The 19,059-nt window shown below is 52.5% G+C and carries 21 protein-coding genes; 13 read left to right on the top strand and 8 right to left on the bottom strand.

The window, feature by feature from the left end; translation table 11 throughout:
- Nucleotides 1-12: 12 nt before the first annotated feature.
- Genes rfaF through PAT9B_RS19655 form a run of 3 tightly spaced genes read left to right on the top strand, consistent with a single transcriptional unit; the run spans nucleotide 13 to nucleotide 3,144 of the window.
- Nucleotides 13-1,056, top strand: a complete 1,044-nt coding sequence (gene rfaF / locus PAT9B_RS19665) for an ADP-heptose--LPS heptosyltransferase RfaF (protein ID WP_013511018.1) — start codon at nucleotides 13-15, stop codon at nucleotides 1,054-1,056.
- A 2-nt stretch (nucleotides 1,057-1,058) separates the two neighbouring features.
- Nucleotides 1,059-2,057 (top strand): lipopolysaccharide heptosyltransferase RfaC, encoded by a 999-nt coding sequence (gene rfaC / locus PAT9B_RS19660; RefSeq protein ID WP_013511017.1) that lies wholly within the window; start codon nucleotides 1,059-1,061, stop codon nucleotides 2,055-2,057.
- Nucleotides 2,050-3,144 carry a glycosyltransferase family 9 protein gene (locus tag PAT9B_RS19655; protein WP_013511016.1) on the top strand — a complete coding sequence of 365 codons (1,095 nt, stop codon included), beginning with the start codon at nucleotides 2,050-2,052 and terminating at the stop codon, nucleotides 3,142-3,144. The genes rfaC and PAT9B_RS19655 overlap by 8 nt, the downstream gene beginning before the upstream one ends.
- Nucleotides 3,145-3,212: 68 nt before the next feature.
- On the opposite strand, the gene PAT9B_RS19650 is transcribed toward PAT9B_RS19655, so the two are convergent.
- From PAT9B_RS19650 to envC, 3 genes are all read right to left on the bottom strand, one after another.
- Nucleotides 3,213-4,310, bottom strand: a complete 1,098-nt coding sequence (locus tag PAT9B_RS19650; protein ID WP_013511015.1) for a glycosyltransferase family 9 protein — start codon at nucleotides 4,308-4,310, stop codon at nucleotides 3,213-3,215.
- Between the two features lie 106 nt (nucleotides 4,311-4,416).
- Nucleotides 4,417-5,322 carry a divergent polysaccharide deacetylase family protein gene (locus tag PAT9B_RS19645; RefSeq protein WP_013511014.1) on the bottom strand — a complete coding sequence of 302 codons (906 nt, stop codon included), beginning with the start codon at nucleotides 5,320-5,322 and terminating at the stop codon, nucleotides 4,417-4,419.
- Nucleotides 5,323-5,325: 3 nt separating this feature from the next.
- Nucleotides 5,326-6,627: a murein hydrolase activator EnvC gene (gene envC / locus PAT9B_RS19640; protein WP_013511013.1), complete on the bottom strand. Its 1,302-nt coding sequence runs from the start codon at nucleotides 6,625-6,627 to the stop codon at nucleotides 5,326-5,328.
- 249 nt (nucleotides 6,628-6,876) lie between these two features.
- Here envC and PAT9B_RS19635 point away from each other — a divergent pair, with 249 nt between their 5' ends.
- The 5 genes from PAT9B_RS19635 to cysE all read left to right on the top strand — a co-directional run bounded on the left by PAT9B_RS19635 (nucleotide 6,877) and on the right by cysE (nucleotide 9,994).
- Nucleotides 6,877-7,308 carry a rhodanese-like domain-containing protein gene (locus tag PAT9B_RS19635; RefSeq protein ID WP_013511012.1) on the top strand — a complete coding sequence of 144 codons (432 nt, stop codon included), beginning with the start codon at nucleotides 6,877-6,879 and terminating at the stop codon, nucleotides 7,306-7,308.
- 17 nt (nucleotides 7,309-7,325) lie between these two features.
- On the top strand, nucleotides 7,326-7,580 hold the full coding sequence (gene grxC, locus PAT9B_RS19630) for a glutaredoxin 3 (protein WP_013511011.1): 255 nt from the start codon (nucleotides 7,326-7,328) through the stop codon (nucleotides 7,578-7,580).
- Nucleotides 7,581-7,620: 40 nt separating this feature from the next.
- Nucleotides 7,621-8,088 (top strand): protein-export chaperone SecB, encoded by a 468-nt coding sequence (gene secB / locus PAT9B_RS19625; protein ID WP_013511010.1) that lies wholly within the window; start codon nucleotides 7,621-7,623, stop codon nucleotides 8,086-8,088.
- Nucleotides 8,088-9,107, top strand: a complete 1,020-nt coding sequence (gpsA, locus tag PAT9B_RS19620; protein ID WP_013511009.1) for an NAD(P)H-dependent glycerol-3-phosphate dehydrogenase — start codon at nucleotides 8,088-8,090, stop codon at nucleotides 9,105-9,107. The genes secB and gpsA overlap by 1 nt, the downstream gene beginning before the upstream one ends.
- Before the next feature lie 68 nt (nucleotides 9,108-9,175).
- Nucleotides 9,176-9,994 carry a serine O-acetyltransferase gene (gene cysE, locus PAT9B_RS19615; RefSeq protein WP_013511008.1) on the top strand — a complete coding sequence of 273 codons (819 nt, stop codon included), beginning with the start codon at nucleotides 9,176-9,178 and terminating at the stop codon, nucleotides 9,992-9,994.
- Here the strand turns inward: cysE and trmL are convergent.
- From trmL to cpxR, 3 genes are read right to left on the bottom strand one after another with little or no spacing between them, the layout of a single operon-like run.
- Nucleotides 9,991-10,464, bottom strand: a complete 474-nt coding sequence (gene trmL / locus PAT9B_RS19610) for a tRNA (uridine(34)/cytosine(34)/5-carboxymethylaminomethyluridine(34)-2'-O)-methyltransferase TrmL (protein ID WP_013511007.1) — start codon at nucleotides 10,462-10,464, stop codon at nucleotides 9,991-9,993. The two genes, cysE and trmL, sit on opposite strands and share 4 nt — an antisense overlap.
- Nucleotides 10,465-10,499: 35 nt before the next feature.
- The gene (gene cpxA, locus PAT9B_RS19605; RefSeq protein ID WP_013511006.1) at nucleotides 10,500-11,876 is read right to left on the bottom strand and encodes an envelope stress sensor histidine kinase CpxA; all 1,377 of its coding nucleotides are present in this window, start codon (nucleotides 11,874-11,876) and stop codon (nucleotides 10,500-10,502) included.
- The gene (cpxR, locus tag PAT9B_RS19600; protein ID WP_013511005.1) at nucleotides 11,873-12,571 is read right to left on the bottom strand and encodes an envelope stress response regulator transcription factor CpxR; all 699 of its coding nucleotides are present in this window, start codon (nucleotides 12,569-12,571) and stop codon (nucleotides 11,873-11,875) included. The genes cpxA and cpxR overlap by 4 nt, the downstream gene beginning before the upstream one ends.
- A 149-nt stretch (nucleotides 12,572-12,720) precedes the next feature.
- Between cpxR and cpxP the strand changes: the two genes are divergently transcribed.
- From cpxP to PAT9B_RS19575, 5 genes are all read left to right on the top strand, one after another.
- Nucleotides 12,721-13,233: a cell-envelope stress modulator CpxP gene (gene cpxP, locus PAT9B_RS19595; RefSeq protein ID WP_013511004.1), complete on the top strand. Its 513-nt coding sequence runs from the start codon at nucleotides 12,721-12,723 to the stop codon at nucleotides 13,231-13,233.
- Nucleotides 13,234-13,405: 172 nt separating this feature from the next.
- Nucleotides 13,406-14,308, top strand: coding sequence for a CDF family cation-efflux transporter FieF (gene fieF, locus PAT9B_RS19590; protein WP_013511003.1), 903 nt, complete (start codon nucleotides 13,406-13,408; stop codon nucleotides 14,306-14,308).
- A 208-nt stretch (nucleotides 14,309-14,516) separates the two neighbouring features.
- Nucleotides 14,517-15,479: a 6-phosphofructokinase gene (gene pfkA, locus PAT9B_RS19585; RefSeq protein WP_013511002.1), complete on the top strand. Its 963-nt coding sequence runs from the start codon at nucleotides 14,517-14,519 to the stop codon at nucleotides 15,477-15,479.
- A 144-nt stretch (nucleotides 15,480-15,623) separates the two neighbouring features.
- Nucleotides 15,624-16,613: a sulfate ABC transporter substrate-binding protein gene (locus PAT9B_RS19580; RefSeq protein WP_013511001.1), complete on the top strand. Its 990-nt coding sequence runs from the start codon at nucleotides 15,624-15,626 to the stop codon at nucleotides 16,611-16,613.
- A 128-nt stretch (nucleotides 16,614-16,741) separates the two neighbouring features.
- The gene (locus PAT9B_RS19575; RefSeq protein WP_013511000.1) at nucleotides 16,742-17,497 is read left to right on the top strand and encodes a CDP-diacylglycerol diphosphatase; all 756 of its coding nucleotides are present in this window, start codon (nucleotides 16,742-16,744) and stop codon (nucleotides 17,495-17,497) included.
- A gap of 40 nt (nucleotides 17,498-17,537) precedes the next feature.
- Here the strand turns inward: PAT9B_RS19575 and tpiA are convergent, their stop codons facing one another.
- Together tpiA and PAT9B_RS19565 are read right to left on the bottom strand one after the other, a co-directional pair.
- Nucleotides 17,538-18,305 carry a triose-phosphate isomerase gene (tpiA, locus tag PAT9B_RS19570; RefSeq protein WP_013510999.1) on the bottom strand — a complete coding sequence of 256 codons (768 nt, stop codon included), beginning with the start codon at nucleotides 18,303-18,305 and terminating at the stop codon, nucleotides 17,538-17,540.
- A gap of 120 nt (nucleotides 18,306-18,425) precedes the next feature.
- Complete coding sequence (locus tag PAT9B_RS19565; RefSeq protein ID WP_013510998.1) at nucleotides 18,426-19,016, bottom strand: YiiQ family protein; 591 nt, start codon at nucleotides 19,014-19,016, stop codon at nucleotides 18,426-18,428.
- Nucleotides 19,017-19,059: the final 43 nt, after the last annotated feature.

Here is a 19,059-nt window from a genome sequence, read left to right as displayed (position 1 = left end):
CCGGCAGCAGCGATGAAAATTCTGGTTATTGGCCCCTCCTGGGTCGGCGATATGATGATGTCGCAAAGTCTTTATCGCACGCTCAAGGCTGAGCATCCTGAAGCGGTGATTGATGTGATGGCACCCGCCTGGTGCCGACCGCTGCTGTCACGTATGCCGGAAGTGAATCAGGCGCTGGCGATGCCACTCGGTCATGGTGCGTTGGCGCTGGGTGAACGCCGTCGGCTGGGCAAAACTTTGCAGGCGAGTGGCTACGATCGCGCTTACGTGCTGCCGAACTCCTTCAAGTCGGCGCTGGTGCCATTTTTTGCCGGCATTAAACGCCGCACTGGCTGGCGTGGCGAGATGCGTTACGGCGTGTTGAATGATGTGCGGGTATTGGATAAAGCAGCGTTTCCGTTGATGGTTGAACGTTATGTGGCACTGGGTTATGACAAACCGGTGGCCTCTGCGCAGCAGTTGCCACAGCCATTATTGTGGCCGCAGCTGAGGGTCGAAGAGGATGAAAAACGCATGACAGCCGCGCAGTTTGGGCTTTCTGCCGATCGTCCTGCCATTGGTTTTTGCCCCGGCGCTGAATTTGGCCCGGCAAAACGCTGGCCACATTACCATTATGCCGCGCTGGCGGAACAACTCATCAGTGAAGGCTATCAGGTGGTGCTGTTCGGTTCGGCGAAAGATCGCGAAACTGGCGAAACCCTTGTGCAGGCCCTGCCAGAAGCAGCGCGATGCCACTGTAAAAACCTTGCCGGTGACACCCAGTTGGAACAGGCGGTTATTCTGCTGGCAAATTGTGCTGCGGTGGTGAGCAACGATTCGGGGTTGATGCATATTGCCGCCGCGCTTAATCGTCCTCTGGTGGCGTTATATGGCCCAAGCAGCCCCGATTTCACGCCTCCGTTGTCGCATCAGGCGCGCGTTATTCGTCTGATCACCGGCTATCACAAAGTCCGAAAAGGTGATGCCGCAGAAGGGTATCACCAGAGTTTGATCGATATTCAACCGACGCGCGTGCACCAGGAATTAAGCGCTTTGCTGAACGCGGCGCAGGAGTAAACATGCACGTCCTGATAGTGAAAACGTCCTCGATGGGCGATGTTCTGCACACCCTGCCTGCCTTGACCGATGCGATGCAGGCCATTCCTGGCATTCGTTTTGATTGGGTGGTGGAAGAGAATTTCGCTCAAATTCCTGCCTGGCATCCTGCCGTGGATAAAGTCATGCCGGTCGCTATCCGCCGCTGGCGCAAGCATTGGTTTGGCAGCCAGCAACGTGAAGAACGCGTGTTATTTAAACGTGAGTTGCAGTCGCGCCAGTACGATATCGTGATTGACGCGCAGGGACTGATTAAGAGTGCCGCCCTGGTGACCCGTTTGGCGAAAGGTATTAAGCACGGGCAGGACAGCCGCAGTGCCCGAGAACCCTTTGCCAGCTGGTGGTATGACAAACGCCACGAAATCAATAAACAGCAGCACGCGGTGGAACGCACTCGCGAGTTGTTCGCAAAAAGCCTTGGCTATGAAAAGCCAGCCACTCAGGGCGACTATGCGATCGCCGGACATTTCCTGCATTCGCTCCCACAAGATGCGCATCAGTATCTGGTGTTTTTACACGCAACGACGCGAGATAATAAACATTGGCCGGAAGCGCACTGGCGTGAGTTGATTGAATTGGTGCAGCCAACCGGTCTGCGCGTGAAATTACCCTGGGGTGCGGAGCATGAGCATCAGCGTGCGCTGCGCCTGGCAGAAGGCTTCGCGCATGTCGAAGTACTGCCGCGTCTGACGTTGGAGCAGGTGGCCCGCCAGCTGGCTGGGGCGCGTGCCGTGGTTTCTGTCGATACGGGATTGAGTCATCTGACGGCGGCGCTGGATCGCCCAAATATTACCTTGTATGGCCCAACGGACCCGGGGCTGATTGGTGGGTATGGTAAGAATCAGCACGAAGTTAAAGCGTTGGATAACAATCTTGCCTCGGTTACTGCTCAGGCGGTATTCGGTCAGTTGAATATGCTGTTAGCGAGTAATCAGGTTTCCGGACAAAGCAACTGTGGATAAGAAAAAGAAATTTGCCAAACTGCGTGCGATCAATCGTCAACGCAATTATTTGATGAAAGCTTTACGTCTACACATTGCACGTTTGGTATTGGATCACCGATCTCCCCGGCATTTTGCTATTTCAGAGCGGAAGTCAGTATTATTCCTGCGCGATGATGACAAGATCGGCGACATGGTCGTTTCTACTTCACTTTTTCGAGAATTCAAACGCGCCGGATATCGGGTAGATGTGCTGGCCGGAAAAAATAACGTCAAAGTGATTGAATGCAATCCTCATATTAATAAATGTTATGTGGTGGAGAAAGATAATAAAGCCAGGCTCGCTCAGGCCAAATCGCTATCCGCAAATGATTATGACGTTGTTATTGATATGGGAGATAAATTATCGCCTTTTCATCTGTTGTTTTTGAAAACGCTAAATGCCAGAAATATTGTTGGCTTTAACAGGAAAGGCTTTAATATTTATAATAAGTCACTGGAATACCTTGGCTATACCAGTCACATTACTGAACGCTATCATTTATTAATGAAAAGCTTTGACTTTGATTCGTTCAGTACCGATTACGATCTTCATGTCTCAAAAGCAGTCAGCGATCAGGTTCGTGATTTCCTGGCAACAGTTACGGCTAAAATTAAGGTGGTGGTTAACCCTTATGCTGCCGATCCACGCCGTGATATGTCCAGAGATCAATTGAACACGTTGATCAGACGTATCAAAGAGAACTGGGGAAATGCGGAAGTTATTCTGGTGGGTGATCCTGCCAGACTCACTCATCTTGGTGAGATTGATGCGATCGTAAATCCGTTCAATACGCTGGCCAGTGCGTGTGAAATTATTCGTCTGGCTGATATTGTCGTTTCACCTGATACCGCTGTTGTACATATTGCCGCGGCATGGAAAAAGCCGCTAGTTTCATTATATGGCAATGATATTCATGGCGAATATATTAATAGCATTGTCTGGGGACCTGGGTACGAACTGGCACGGCAAATCTACACCAGAGATAAATATCATCCTGTCTCAACAATTGAGGTGGAGGATATTATTTCGGCAATGTCAGACTTGATGGATTATGTTGAAAATTAACTGCTTACGTTGCTTATCCTCGCAGTAACTGACTCAGGCCAGGTTATGTTCCTGGCCCGAGATGAATATTATCTGTGATTTTCTTTCAGGCTAATGCGATTGATGAGTTTTTCAATCACAATCCCTGGTTCAATAATATCCATGATATGCGCGTTTTTCAGATGGCTCTTTTTAGGGCTGATATAAATGACGTCATGTAATTCGGGGTTCTGCAAGGGGCCTGTGGCATAAGGATTGGCCGTACAGAATAGTCCCACGGTCGGGGTTTTGATGGTAACAGCAATGTGCAAAGGCCCGGTATCACCAGTGAGCAATACGTCCATTGAGTTCAACAACTGAGCGAGTTCAGGTAAGCTGGTATTGCCAACCTTGTTGCTGACTTGCAGGTGATATTTTTCTGGCAAGTGTTGCAGAAACGAATCTGCCCGCGATCTGTCACCCGGGCCACCAGTAAGAATAATTTGCAAATCCTGATATTTATTCAGCAGTGCAACGGCCACGGTAGCGAATTTTTCTGGTGACCAACAACGTTCCGGCGTGGAGGCACCGAGTTGAAAGCCAATGATCGGTGTGGTGTTTGCCTCTTTCTCCTGAATAGCAAACGGCATCTTCATTTCGATATTTGAAATATCGCATCCGAGGGACTGAACCAGCGACAGTTTACGTTCGATAATATGTCCGCAGAAGCCGATGGTATATTCTGACAGCCATTTATCACGATAGATAAAATTATCCAGGTAATTATCTTTAATTATGCATTTAGAGCCAGCCAGCAATGCGGCAATGTAATCATAAGGCTCATGGGAATGTAATAATAAAGTGAGGTCAGGCTTAGGATATTTTTTTAACGCGTTAAGTAAACCAGGTAAAGTAATGGCTTTATTGTTCCAAAAAACAAGGTTGTCCCAATCATCGCCATCTTGTAAGAATTCTGTGAATTTTTGGTGGGCGACTAACGTGATCAGCGCTTCAGGGTACCGTTTTCTGATTGCTCTGATAGCGGGGGAGTTAAATAAGAAATCACCTAATGCCGTGGTGGAAAAAATAACGATGTGGCGCGCATCGATATTCGCAAGATCGGGCGGTGTTTGTAGCGGATTTCCTTTTATTAGCATATACAAGCGTATTGCTTTGTCCAGTGCTTTGATCTTCCACAATTTACGCATTATAACAACTCATTCTACCATCATTGATATTTTGGGATCGAGAAACTAAGACCCGAACCAGGTTTATTAGTTTCATTCCCGCCTAACATTTCTGGCGATGAGATGATTAAAAAAGCTGGCTCAGTTGATGTGCAACATAACTGTTTGCAATGCTTTCTTCCAGTATCTGCACGGCCCGACTCTGTGGCACCGGTGCCAATGGTTTGCCGACCTTACAGATGCCAGGTGCGCGGAAGCGCGGCTGTGGCTCAGGTTGCGGTTTTGCTGACGGCGTTGTGGAACCTTGATGCAGTGGTTCATTCAGCAACTGACTGGGTCTGACCAGGGTGATATCGGCAGGTAATGTCGGCAGCATTTGTTGCAGTACCCGCACCGTATTGGGATGGGGGTGCCCGATCGCAATGGCATAACCATCACGCTGAGCCAGTTTGACTGCGCGGGTAAATTGCTGGCGAATGGCGGCATCATTCTGACTGTCGTCAAGAAATACCCGTCGTTTCAGGACCTTCACATGGGTGCCTTGTGCGGCCGGGACAGACTGGCTGTTGCCGATGGTCATGCTGTCGAGGAAGTAAAAATTGTAGTGATTCAGAACCTGCATCACTTTCTGCATTCCCGGCAGGCTGGAAGTCATCTTGCTGCCCATGTGGTTGTTAAGGCCAACCGCATAGGGCACTTTTCCAACCGCATCGTGAATGATGCGTTCAATTTCTGCACTGGACATCTCAGGGGTGAGCGTATCTTTCTCCAATGGCTGCTTGCTGAGAGGGGCCATTGGTAGATGGATAAGGACCTCGTGCCCGCTTTGATGGGCTTTTGTCGCCATCTCGCGCGCATAAGTGGCGTTGGGTAACACCGCAACCGAGATGGCTGCTGGCATCTGCAACACTTTGTTCTCTTCGACCGGTCGATAGCCAAAGTCGTCGATGACGATGGAGAGTTTGCCGGCATGGGCAGAAAGTGACAAAAACAGGCCGCACAAGGCGGCAGAAAGTTTATGAGGTTGAAACAAAGCTTATCTTCCTAACCACGGCAGTGGGTTCACGGCTTGTCCTTGCCGCCGGATTTCAAAATAGAGTGAGGGCGTGCCGCGGCCGCCACTGGTGCCCACCAGAGCAATAGGCTGTCCTGCCTTCACCTGGGCACCGACACTCACCAGCGCACTTTGATTGTAGCCGTAAAGGCTCATATCGCCTTTACCGTGTTCCAGCACCACAACCAGGCCGTAGCCTTGCAGCCAGTCGGCCATCAGTACGCGTCCATCGGCGATGGCTTTCACTTCGGTCCCTTCTGGTGCATCAATCACCAGACCTTTCCAGCGTAATTCACCCTGCATGGTTTCGCCGAAACGATGTTCTACACGTCCGCGTACCGGCCACACAGCCTGACCGCCAGGACGGCCCAAACCACCAGTACGTGCCATCAGCTCGCGCTCACTCTGCGTCGGTTGATAGCTGGAGCCTTTCGCTTTTGCCTGCGCCTGACGCTGACGAACTTTCTCGGCCTCGCGGGCTTCACGCTCGGCGCGTTCACGTGCTTCACGTTCCGCTTTAGCAATTTTGTCTTGCAGGCGGCTTTCGTTCTGGCGCATTTGCACCAAGTCAGCCTGGTCTTTTTGCAGCGAACTTTCCAGTGCCGTCAGGGTTTTCTTACGTGCCGCACTGGCGGACTCGAGTTTGCCCTGCTGCGTTTGCTGCTGGGCGAGCAGATTTTTTTGCTGCTGTTGTTTGTCCTGCAATGCCTGACGCTGTTCCGCCAGCTGTTGCTGCGTCTGTTTCAGGTCATCAATATTCTTCTGACGTGCCGCATTGAGGTAGCCGAAATAGGCCAGAATGCGCTCACTGCGTTGCGCCTCCTCGCCACCCAACAACAGCTGTAAGCCGTTGTGTTGTCCCTGACGGAAGGCCGCATCAAGTTGCTGTGCCAGCAATTTTTCTTGCTGAGCCTGCTGTTTTTCCAGCCGGGAGATGGAGGCGTTGAGTTGGGTAATGTCGTTGTTCAGGGCGCTGAGACTGTTGCGGGTTTCACGTAACTGGCGACTGGCCTGCGCAATGACTTTTTCCTGACTTTCCAGCTGACTGAGCAGGGTGGTGCGCTGCTGTTTTTGCGCCTGAACACTTTTCTCTTTGGCGGCGATATTCTGCTGAATGGATTTCAGCTGGGATTTGCTGTCATCGTCACTGTGTGCGATGGGCGGCAATAACAGAGCGCCCGCACAGAGCAGGCTGAGGGAGAGTGCGGACCAGCGTGATGGCAACGGATGTGCTGGGCCGCTGTGACAGGTCCTTGTTGGTAAAACAATCGCTTTTCCCTTCATAGTCGCTAATTATTCCACGATGAACAGCCGCTTACCAGTTTACCGGGCCGGGTTTTGCTTTTCCAAACATGTCGGCCTTCAGCTTACAAGCATAAACTTTGTCTTAATTTTGCGATTAGAACACTTTTTTTGGAAAATGACGCACAAATCGTAACTCTGACCCCTTAGCGACTGTACATGCGAGGTGGCGCAGGTATACTCAGAACCCTTGTTTTAGCTTATTAGCCCGGTCTGGAGTCGTTACCCCTCATGCAAGAAATTATGCAGTTTGCAAGCAATCACCCCATCCTCAGTCTGGCATGGGTTGTCTTACTCGTTCTGGTGATTGTAACCACCGTTAAAGGTATGTTCTCGAAGGTAAAAACAATCAGCCGTGGTGAAGCGACCCGTCTGATTAATAAAGAGGACGCGGTGGTGGTAGATGTTCGTTCGCGCGACGACTACCGCAAAGGACACATTTCTGGGGCGCTGAATGTAGCGGCGGCAGACATCAAAAAAGGCAGCTTTGGCGAGCTGGAAAAGCATAAGTCTCAGCCCATAATTGTGGTATGTGCCACGGGCCAGAGTGCTGGCGAACCGGCAGCACAGCTGAGCGCAGCTGGCTTCACGCAGGTGTCTGTTCTTAAAGACGGCGTGAGCGGCTGGAGCGGTGAAAACCTGCCGCTGGTACGCGGTAAATAATTCGCAGAGGTAACTGCATGGCTAATGTTGAGATTTACACCAAAGCGACCTGCCCCTATTGCCACCGGGCAAAGGCGTTGCTGAATCAGAAAGGTGTGACGTTTCAGGAGCTTCCTATCGATGGGGATGCCGTGAAACGTGAAGAGATGATTCAACGCAGCGGCAGAACGACGGTGCCACAGATATTTATCGATGCGCAGCACATTGGCGGCTGCGATGATCTCTTTGCGCTGGACGGGCGCCAGGGGCTTGACCCCTTATTACAGGCATAACTTTACGGCCACACAATTCTAACTCACAGGATTTTGTAACATGTCAGAACATAGCACCAACGAAATGCAGTTCCAGATTCAACGTGTTTACACCAAAGACGTCTCTTTCGAAGCGCCAAACGCGCCGCAAGTTTTCCAGAAAGAGTGGGAACCGGAAGTGAAGCTGGATCTGGACACGGCGTCCTCTCAGCTGGCTGATGAAGTCTATGAAGTGGTGCTGCGTGTGACCGTAACCGCCAGCGTCGGTGAAGAAACTGCGTTCCTGTGCGAAGTCCAGCAGGCAGGTATTTTCACCATCAGCGGTATCGAGGGTACTCAGATGGCGCATTGCCTTGGTGCATACTGCCCGAACATCCTGTTCCCGTATGCGCGCGAATGCATCACCAGCCTGGTTTCTCGCGGTACTTTCCCGCAGCTCAACCTGGCGCCAGTCAACTTTGATGCGCTGTTCATGAATTATCTGCAACAGCAGCAGGGCGAAGGCGACGCACCACATCAGGATGCCTGATGACTACACGCAACGCTTCAATTAGCGTCATCGGTGCCGGCTCGTACGGCACCGCACTCGCCATCACGCTGGCGCGCAATGGCCACCCGGTTTTGCTCTGGGGCCATAACCCTTCAAGTGTCGCGCAACTGCAATCCGACCGCTGCAACACCGCTTTTCTGCCCGATGTACCCTTCCCTGACAATCTCGCTCCTGAAGCGGACTTAGCTGAGGTGGTTAACGCCAGCCGCGACCTGTTGGTGGTTGTGCCGAGCCATGTCTTTGGTGACGTGCTGATGCAACTCAAGCCGCATTTGCAGGCAGACTCACGTATTGTCTGGGCGACGAAAGGGCTGGAGAAAGAAACCGGGCGTCTGTTGCAGGATGTGGCGCGTGAAATCCTCGGTGCTGACATTCCGTTGGCGGTGATCTCAGGACCAACCTTTGCCAAAGAACTGGCAGCAGGTTTACCAACAGCCATCGCGCTGGCGGCGACGGATGCACAATTTGCCGACGATTTGCAGCAAAAGTTGCACTGTGGAAAAAGTTTCCGCGTGTATAACAACCCCGATTTTATTGGCGTGCAGTTGGGTGGCGCAGTCAAAAACGTGATTGCGATTGGTGCCGGGATCTCTGATGGCATCGGTTTTGGTGCTAATGCCCGCACGGCATTGATTACCCGTGGCCTGGCGGAGATGAGCCGACTGGGTGCTGCGCTCGGGGCTGACCCGACCACATTCATGGGAATGGCAGGTCTTGGCGACCTGGTGTTGACCTGTACCGATAATCAGTCACGTAACCGTCGTTTCGGCATGATGCTGGGGCAGGGCGAGAACGTGGAAGAGGCGCAAAGCATTATCGGACAAGTTGTAGAAGGCTACAGAAACACAAAAGAAGTCAGAGCATTAGCTGCGCGTGTTGGCGTTGAGATGCCAATAACTGAGCAGATTTATCAGGTATTATATTGCGAAAAATCAGCGCGAGAGGCAGCATTGAGTTTACTCGGTCGTGCAAGGAAGGACGAAAACAGCCAAAGCTGAAGCAGGATGCCCAGCCTCATCACCTGTAGCGCCCCATCAGGCGCTTTTTTTATCGGGAGTACACAGCAATGTCGTCTGAAGAGTTAGAACTGGTCTGGAACAACATCAAAGCGGAAGCCAGGGCGCTGGCCGATTGTGAACCCATGCTGGCCAGTTTTTTCCATGCGACTTTGCTCAAGCACGAAAACCTCGGCAGTGCACTCAGCTACATGCTGGCAAACAAGCTGGCTAACCCGATTATGCCTGCTATCGCCATTCGCGAAGTGGTCGAGGAAGCTTACCGCGAAGACCCTTCGATGATCGTGTCGGCGGCCTACGATATCCAGGCCGTGCGTCAACGTGACCCGGCAGTCGACAAATATTCTACGCCGTTGCTGTACCTGAAAGGTTTTCACGCCCTCCAGGCCTATCGTATTGGCCATTGGTTGTGGAAGGAAGGCCGCCGTGCGCTGGCCGTCTATCTACAAAATGAAATCTCAGTCTCCTTTGCCGTCGATATTCACCCGGCAGCGCGCATTGGCCATGGCATTATGCTCGACCACGCTACCGGCATCGTTATCGGTGAAACTGCGGTGGTGGAGAATGATGTCTCCATCCTGCAAAACGTCACGCTGGGTGGTACCGGCAAAACCAGTGGCGATCGTCATCCGAAGATTCGTGAAGGGGTGATGATTGGTGCGGGTTCTAAAATTCTTGGCAATATTGAAGTGGGTCGCGGTGCCAAAATTGGCGCGGGGTCTGTCGTGCTCCAGTCGGTACCGCCACATACCACCGCAGCAGGCGTACCGGCACGTATTGTCGGTAAACCTGCCAGCGATAAGCCTTCGATGGATATGGATCAACACTTCAATGGCTCGCCGGGTTTTGAATACGGCGACGGCATCTAGCTCTTGATCAGCGCGCCAGCATAATCCAACTGGCGCCACGCTTCGTATACCACCACTGACACGGCATTCGACAGGTTCATGCTGCGGCTTTCCGGCATCATCGGGATGCGGATCTTTTGCTCCGGCGGCAGCGCGTTGAGTATGTCAGCGGGTAAGCCACGGCTCTCCGGCCCAAACACCAGATAATCCCCTGCCTGATAGCGGACGGCGCTGTGTGCCGGGGTGCCTTTTGTGGTGAGTGCAAATAACCGCTGTGGTGCTTCTGCTGCGACAAACGCGGCGTAATTGTCATGATGCTTGATAGCGGTGAATTCGTGGTAATCCAGCCCGGCACGGCGCAGACGCTTATCATCCCAGCCAAATCCAAGCGGGTGAATCAGGTGCAGCTGAAAACCAGTATTGGCGCAGAGACGGATGATATTGCCGGTGTTAGGCGGGATTTCAGGTTCAAATAAAACGATGTTTAGCATAAGGCCCCCGGAAACGAGGGCCGAAGCATAACAAATTATTGCCGGGCGGAGTACAGCGGCAACCAGAGTGTCAGACGCAAACCACCGAGCGGGCTGTCATCGGCTTTCACCCAACCACGATGTTGCTGCACGGCTGTTTCGACAATCGCCAGACCGAGACCGGTACCGCCGGACTCGCGATCGCGCGCCTCATCGGTACGGTAGAACGGCCGGAAGATTTGCTCACGATCTTCCGGGCTGACACCGGGGCCATCATCATCAACATGCACGGTGATGCCCTCAATATCCACCGAAAAACTGACGCTGATGTGGGTATGCGAATAACGCAGCGCATTGCGCACAATATTTTCCAGCGCACTCTCCAGCGCATGTGGGTTGCCGTACAACGGCCAGGGACCGGGCGGATAAGGTACATCCATCCGTTTGCCCATCTGCTCCGCTTCGAATTTGGCATCTTCCAGTACGCCATTCCACAGCTGATTCGCTTTCATCGCTTCGCTGACCAACGCGTTTTTATGCTGGGTACGCGACAGCACCAGCAGGTCGTTAATCATGCCATCAAGGCGCTGCGCTTCGGTTTCAATACGCTCCAGTTCTTTGCCCTCGCCGTGACGGCGGCGCAAAAGCGCAGTGGCTAACTGCAAACGGGTGAGTGGGGTACGTAACTCATGGCTGATATCTGACAGTAGGCGTTGCTGGGCTGTCATCATGCGTTCGAGTGCGCTCACCATCTGGTTGAAACTCGAACCGGCGGCGAGAAATTCCTGAGGACCCGATTCCAGTTCCGGATGTTGCCGCAAATTTCCGCTCGCGACTTCATCAGCAGCATGCTTAAGTTTACGCGCAGGACGCGCCAGGCTCCATGCCAGCCACAATAACAACGGTGAGCTGATCAGCATGGTGACGATCAGCAACAACAATGGGCGGTCAAACAGCAGATTGACGAAATCGAGTTGAGAACTGGTAGCGGGGCGGATCAGGTACAGCTGGTAGTTGTCTTCGCCATCACGCACGGCAAAAGGTCCCACCATCTCCACCCGGCCATACTTTTTCTTCTGAGGATGATCCGCATTATCGGACTGACCAATAAAGTTGCGGATAACCTGCATTTCATTGTGCTGGGCGCCAATCACGCGCCCTTCACTGGTTACCAGCAGCAGTCGCTGGCCAGGTGGTGCCCATTTCTCAATGGCGCGAAACAGCCGACGCCACCACATCAAATCATTCGGCGGGTCCTGAGACAGCTCTGCTTCAACGTGCTGCTCAATCATGATGCCTTGCCGCTGTTCACTTTCCAGCAGTGACGTCATCTGACGTGAGTCGAGTTTGGGCACCATCAGAACCAGCATCAACACCAGCGCCAGGGTAAGCCAGAAGATGGCGAAGATGCGGGTGGTCAAACTTCCAATCATGATGCCGAAACCATCAGGTAGCCACGTCCGCGCAGAGTTTTAAACCACGGATGACCATCACGACGTTCCGGTAATTTGCGACGCAGGTTAGAAATATGCATATCAATGGCTCGGTCAAACGGTGTCAGGCGTTTGCCCAGTACTTCCTGGCTGAGATGTTCGCGCGAGACCACCTGGCCAAGGTGCTGCGCCAGCAGATACAGCAGGGTGAACTCGGTGCCGGTGAGATCCAGCGTTTCATTATCGAAACTGGCTTCCTGGCGGCCTGGGTTCAGGCGCAGACAATCCACTTCCAGCGTTGGCGAGCTGTTATCGTGCTGCTGTTGCTGTTCACTCCAGTTGGAACGACGCAGAATGGCACGGATACGTGCGACTAACTCACGGTCGTTAAACGGTTTGGGCAGATAGTCATCCGCGCCTAATTCGAGGCCGAGGACGCGATCCAGTTCACTACCACGCGCAGTCAGCATAATCACCGGGGTCTGGTGCTGCTGACGCAGCTCTTTCAGCGTATCGATACCGTTCTTTTTCGGCATCATGACATCAAGCAACAGCAGGTCAACGGTGTTATCGAGAAGGTTGAGTGCCTGCTCGCCATCGCTGGCAACCATTACCTCAAAACCTTCCATCTCAAGCAGTTCTTTAAGCAGCGAAGTTAATTCGCGGTCATCATCAACCAACAGGATCTTATTCATTTTTTATTGCCCTCCGCAGGCAAAATACCGTGTTCCTATGTCGCCAATCCAACGCTTTACGTAGTTTTACACCCCCTGACGGATGTTTGCAGCTATCGCCGTACACTAGCCCTCGTTGAATCGCAAAACGGAACGAACTGGGGGTAACGATGCGCAACTTAACCGCCGTCGTCATTGCCTCAGCGATGGTTCTCAGTCACGTCAGCGCAGGAGCTGCAGAGACGACGACGATTGACGAGATGCATCAAAATGGCGGATTGACGACAGGCAGTATGACGCAAAATCCGCAAAGCCACATGTTTGATGGCATTGAATTAACTGAGCATCAACGGCAACAAATGCGAGACCTGATGCAACAAGCGCGACTCGAACGTCCCGCTGTCAGTTTTCAGGATATAGAAACTATGCATGACCTTGTCATTGCAGACAAATTTAACGAATCGGCCATCCGCCTGCAGGCAGAAAAAATTGCGCAGGCCCAGGTGGAACAGAACATCGTGATGGCCCGGGTTCGTAACCAGATGTACCACCTGCTAACGCCTGCCCAGCAAGCGACAGTGCAGAAGAATTATGAGCGACGTCTTGATGAAATGCGTCGGCTCTCAGAATTGCAGCCATCATCACCGCTGCAAGCAGTGAGTAGTACCAGCAGTAACCAGTAACATAGTATCCCTGTTTTCCTTGCCATAGACACCATCCCTGTCTTCCCCGCCATGATGGCGGGGTTTTTTTTGTCTGTTGCTTTCCCGTCCCCCACTGTTAAACATCCCGTTCAGGCAGCGTTTGCTGGCTAATGATAAACTTGAGCCATTCAGAGAACGCACGGGCATCGGTATGGAACACGCGTATGGAAAGTTAGTGAGTCGGGCAGCTATGGCTGCGACGGTGATGGCAACATCATTATTACTGGTGAAAATCTTTGCCTGGTGGCATACCGGCTCCGTCAGTATGTTGGCGGGATTGGTCGATTCCCTGGTGGATATCGCCGCGTCACTCACCAATTTGTTGGTAGTGCGTTATTCGCTGCAACCTGCTGATGAAGACCACACTTTCGGCCACGGTAAAGCGGAATCCCTCGCGGCGCTGGCGCAGAGCATGTTTATCTCTGGCTCGGCATTGTTCCTGTTCCTGACCGGTATCCAACATCTGGCCTCTCCAGAGACGTTACATGCTCCCTTGGTCGGTATCATCGTTACGGTCATCGCGATGTGCTCAACGCTGGTGCTGGTCACTTTTCAGCGTTGGGTGGTGCGACGTACCCGTAGCCAGGCCGTTCGAGCCGACATGCTGCATTATCAATCTGATGTCGTCATGAACGGTGCCATTCTGGTGGCGCTTGGTTTAAGCAGCTACGGTTTTGCGCGTGCGGATGCGTTATTTGCGCTGGGAATCGGCGTCTATATCCTTTATAGCGCGTTGCGCATGGGTTATGAGGCGGTGCAGTCGCTACTGGACCGCGCGTTGCCGGAAGAGGAGCGTCAGGCGATCATTGATGTGATTGCCAATTGGCCTGGTGTACGTGGTGCGCATGACTTACGCACCCGTCAGTCCGGCCCAACGCGTTTTATCCAGCTGCATCTGGAGATGGACGATCACCTGCCGCTGGTGCAGGCGCACAAGGTTGCCGATCAGATTGAGCAGGCGCTGCGCAGTAAGTTTCCCGGTTCAGATGTGATCATTCATCAGGACCCCTGCTCAGTAGTACCGGAAAATCAACAGGGCTTTTTCCAGTTTTAATACTTAACAATCATGCTGTTACGTTATAAAAGTGACGTAACGCTAACAATTTTGTAAAAAAATAGCGAAAACTTGTCTGACCTGAATCAATTCAGCATCCAGCCTTTGATATACTATCTCACAACTATAAGGCCGTGCGATCGCGAGCTGGTTTCCGCAGGGGCACTGGCGAGAATAATCCCTAGTTTTGAACAATCCAGAGGTTGTCATGATCAAAAAAATCGGAGTACTGACCAGCGGCGGCGACGCCCCAGGCATGAACGCAGCCATTCGCGGAGTTGTACGTTCCGCGCTGAGTGAAGGACTTGAAGTTTTTGGTATCTACGACGGCTATCTGGGACTTTATGAAGACCGGATGATCAATCTTGACCGCTACAGCGTCTCCGACATGATCAACCGCGGCGGAACCTTCCTCGGTTCTGCACGCTTCCCGGAATTCCGTAATGAAGAAGTCCGTCAGGTTGCTATCGAAAACATGAAAAAGCGCGGTATCGACGCGCTGGTGGTCATCGGCGGTGATGGTTCCTATATGGGTGCTAAACGCCTGACTGAAATGGGTTTCCCGTGCATTGGCTTACCGGGCACCATTGATAACGATGTGGCCGGTACTGACTACACCATCGGTTACTTCACCGCGCTGGAAACGGTGGTGGAAGCCATTGACCGTCTGCGTGACACCTCTTCTTCACATCAGCGCATCTCGATCGTTGAAGTGATGGGGCGCTACTGTGGCGATCTGACCCTGGCAGCAGCCATTGCCGGTGGCTGTGAATTTATCGTATTACCGGAAATTCCGTACACCCGTGAAGAGCTGGTCAGCGAAATCAAAGCCGGTATTGCCAAAGGTAAAAAACATGCCATCGTGGCGATCACCGAACATATCTGTGATATCGACGATTTGGCGCATTACATTGAAGCGGAAACCAAGCGTGAAACCCGTGCGACCGTATTGGGCCACATCCAGCGTGGTGGCGCGCCTTGCGCCTATGACCGCATCCTGGCATCGCGGATGGGCGCTTACTCCATTGAGCTGCTGTTGCAGGGCTATGGTGGCCGCTGTGTGGGCATCCAGAACGAGAAGATGGTGCATCACGACATCATCGACGCGATTGAAAACATGAAGCGTCCGTTTAAGCGCGATTGGCTGGATACCGCGAAAAAACTCTACTAATCAGTAAAAATCGGGCGCGTGAAGACACGCGCCTTTTTTGTCTCTGTTTATATTCTATCCGGTTATAACAGCTTATTTTTAATTCTTTAATCTGTGGATTAGTTTGTGTCAGTCTTGTTCTATAACGACTTCGGAGAGCAAGCAATGAACAAGTGGAGTATTGGTGTCACCCTGTTACTGGCTTCAACCAGTGTTCTGGCAAAGGATATTCAGCTGTTAAACGTGTCTTACGATCCGACGCGTGAACTGTATGAGCAATACAACAAAGCGTTCAGCGCGCATTACAAACAGGAAACCGGTGATAACGTGGTCATCCGCCAGTCACACGGTGGTTCTGGCAAGCAAGCCACCTCGGTCATCAACGGTATTCGTGCCGATGTGGTCACCTTGGCGTTGCAGTCTGACGTTGATGCCATTGCTGAGCGTGGTCGTATTGATAAAAACTGGATCAAACGCCTGCCCGATAACTCTGCACCTTACACCTCTACCATTGTCTTCCTTGTTCGCAAAGGCAACCCGAAAGGGATTCACGACTGGGGCGATTTAATCAAACCGGGCGTTTCGGTGATTACACCAAACCCGAAAACTTCCGGCGGCGCACGTTGGAACTACCTTGCCGCCTGGGGCTGGGCGCTGGATCAGAACAACGGCGATCAGGCTAAAGCGCAGGCGTATGTCAAAGCGCTGTTCAAGAACGTTGAAGTACAGGATTCCGGTGCGCGTGGCGCCACCAACACCTTCGTTGAGCGTGGCATCGGTGACGTGCTGATTGCCTGGGAAAACGAAGCCTATCTGGCGGTTAACAAGCTGGGTAAAGACAAGTTTGAAATTATCACCCCGAGCGAATCGATCCTGGCTGAGCCTACCGTCTCCGTGGTGGATAAAGTGGTGGATGAGCAGGGCACGCGCAAAGTAGCGGAAGAGTACCTGAAATATCTCTACTCACCAGAAGGCCAGACCATCGCCGCAGAAAACTTCTACCGTCCGCGCGATGAAGCGGTGGCGAAGAAATTTGCCAGCACCTTCGCACCGGTAAAACTGTTCACTATCGACAGCAAATTTGGCGGTTGGGACAAAGCACAGAAAACCCACTTCTCTGATGGCGGTACCTACGATCAGGTGATGAAACCGTAACGGTTTTGTCATCGCCGTATCACGGTCAGCGCAAGCTGGCCGTTTTGCTTTGTGGCGCGGCAAAATCCCGTGACATTCATCACGCGCCAGGCGAGGATGCTGGCAGGTGATGAACAGAGGATTAAGCCATGCAGGGAAGCCGCCGTGCCCTGAGTCTGATTATCTTACTGCTTGCCGTGCTGGTGGTCGGTTTATTACTGGCTGCCGGGCACTTCCAGAAAAATTCCAATGCCTTGTGGCAAATCATCAGCGAAAAGTGCCTGCCCGGCATGATGCAAAAAGGTAACCCGGCACCTTGTCAGCAGGTGAACGTGGCGCAGGGCTATGTCACGCTGAAAGATCTCAACGGTCCTTTGCAATATCTGTTGATGCCGATCGAAAAAATCACCGGGATGGAAAGTCCGCTGTTGTTGGATCCAGCTACGCCAAATCTATTTGCAGATGCCTGGCGTGAGCGAGGATTGCTGGCGCAACGGCGTGGCAAACCCATAGAGGATAGCGTGTTATCGCTGGCGATTAATTCGCAATATGGCCGCACGCAAAATCAGCTGCATATCCATATTTCTTGCCTGCGACCTGATGTTCGTCAGCGGCTGGATTTACTGGCCCCACAGCTTAACGAACAATGGCAAAGTGAGACGCTGCAAAACCACCGTTATCAGATTCGCACGCTGACAACCGCGCAACTGGCGCAGCAGAGTGTTTTTATTCGTCTGGCAACGGAAGTGCCTGATGCACGTTCTGAGATGGGGAAATATGGCATGGCGTTGGCGGCGCTACCGGATGGCCGTCTGGCGTTGATGGCGATTGAACGCAACTGGGCGCGATTAAATAGCGGTTCGGCAGAGGAATTGCAGGATCATCGCTGCCAGATACTGCAATAAAAAAGGCGGCTAATCAGCCGCCTCGCAAGTATCAGAACACTTAGGCGTTTTTCGCTGCCGCTGCGGCTTTGACGATCACGGCAAAAGCATCAGCTTTCAGTGACGCACCGCCAACCAGCGCGCCATCGATGTCTGGCTGAGTAAACAGTTCTGCGGCATTTTTATCATTCACAGAACCGCCGTACTGAATGATGACCTGTGCTGCAACTGCGGCATCTTTCTTCGCGATATGGTCACGAATAAATTTATGCACCGCCTGGGCCTGAGCCGGGGTTGCTGATTTACCAGTACCAATCGCCCACACCGGTTCGTAGGCAATCACGGCACCCTGGAAGGCTTCTGCACCCTGAGTTTCCAGCACTGCGTCGATCTGACGTGCGCAAACTTCTTCAGTTTTGCCCGCTTCGTTCTCGGCGTCGGTTTCACCAATGCACAGCACCGGCACCAGGCCAGCGGCTTTCAGCACGGCAAATTTCTTCGCGATAAACTCGTCGCTTTCTTTGTGGTAAGTACGACGCTCAGAATGGCCAATGATGATGTATTTGGCACCGATGTCCTTCAGCATGTCTGCTGAAGTTTCGCCGGTGAAAGCACCAGACAGGTTGACGTCCACGTTCTGAGCACCCAGAGCAATGTGGCTACCGGAAATGGCATGTTTCGCCTGGCCAAGGTAGAGTGCCGGTGGCGCAATTGCCACGCCGCAACCCTCAACACCTGACAGCTCTTTACGCAAACCTGCGATCAGCTCTTCCGTCATGTGTTTGCTGCCGTTCAGTTTCCAGTTACCCATAACCAGTGGATGTCGCATTCTTTCCTCCGCATAACGCGATTCATGAAATAGCGCTGCGCAATGGCAGCGATGTCTGCCAGACAGTATAGAGATCAAATATGCTGCTGGCTTTGCTTTTCGTCATTTTTGCCGGGGTGATCAGGGGGTGGCGAGCGCCAGTTTTATTGGCTCGACGGCAAAGGTCAGCCCCTTGTCGCCATTGTCGGCGACGACAAAACGCAGTGCCCCTTCATTACGGGAAAAATAGCGCGAGCCTTTACCTGCGCTGAGCAGCGCATCGAGCTTTTTGTGTCCATCTTCCGCGGACAAACCCGGAGAGAAAAAGCGCAGCAGGGCAGTCATATAAGCCATCGCTTTTTCCTGGGCATTCTTCTCATCCGGTCCGGGGAGCGGGAGCCAGGTGATTTGCAGCGTTTTGATCTTCCCGGTGCCTTGCTCCAGCGCGGTCGAGGCATACAGGGTTTCGTTGATTTTGCTGGCTGCTCGCGTCAGGTTGCTTTTGTCGTCGTGGCTATCGATAGCGCGAAACTCCAGCAATTGCAGGTCGGGATTGGCAGCATTGTACTTTTCACGGAACTGCGCAATGGTCATATCAAAGGTGGGCGCACCAGGCAGCAAATAGGGGGCAGCAGGCAGGTGATCGCTGCGATCCTGCGGTGGTGCATCTTCTGCCCAGACGGGAAATGTCAGTGCGAGGCTGAGCAGCAACGCGCCTGGCAAATTCTTCATTGCTTCGGTCCTAACCCAATAACGTAGCCCACGATTAGAACGG

The sequence above is a fragment of the Pantoea sp. At-9b genome (assembly GCF_000175935.2).
Classification (GTDB): Bacteria; Pseudomonadota; Gammaproteobacteria; order Enterobacterales; family Enterobacteriaceae; genus Pantoea.
This window is presented reverse-complemented; position numbering and strand designations above follow the sequence as displayed.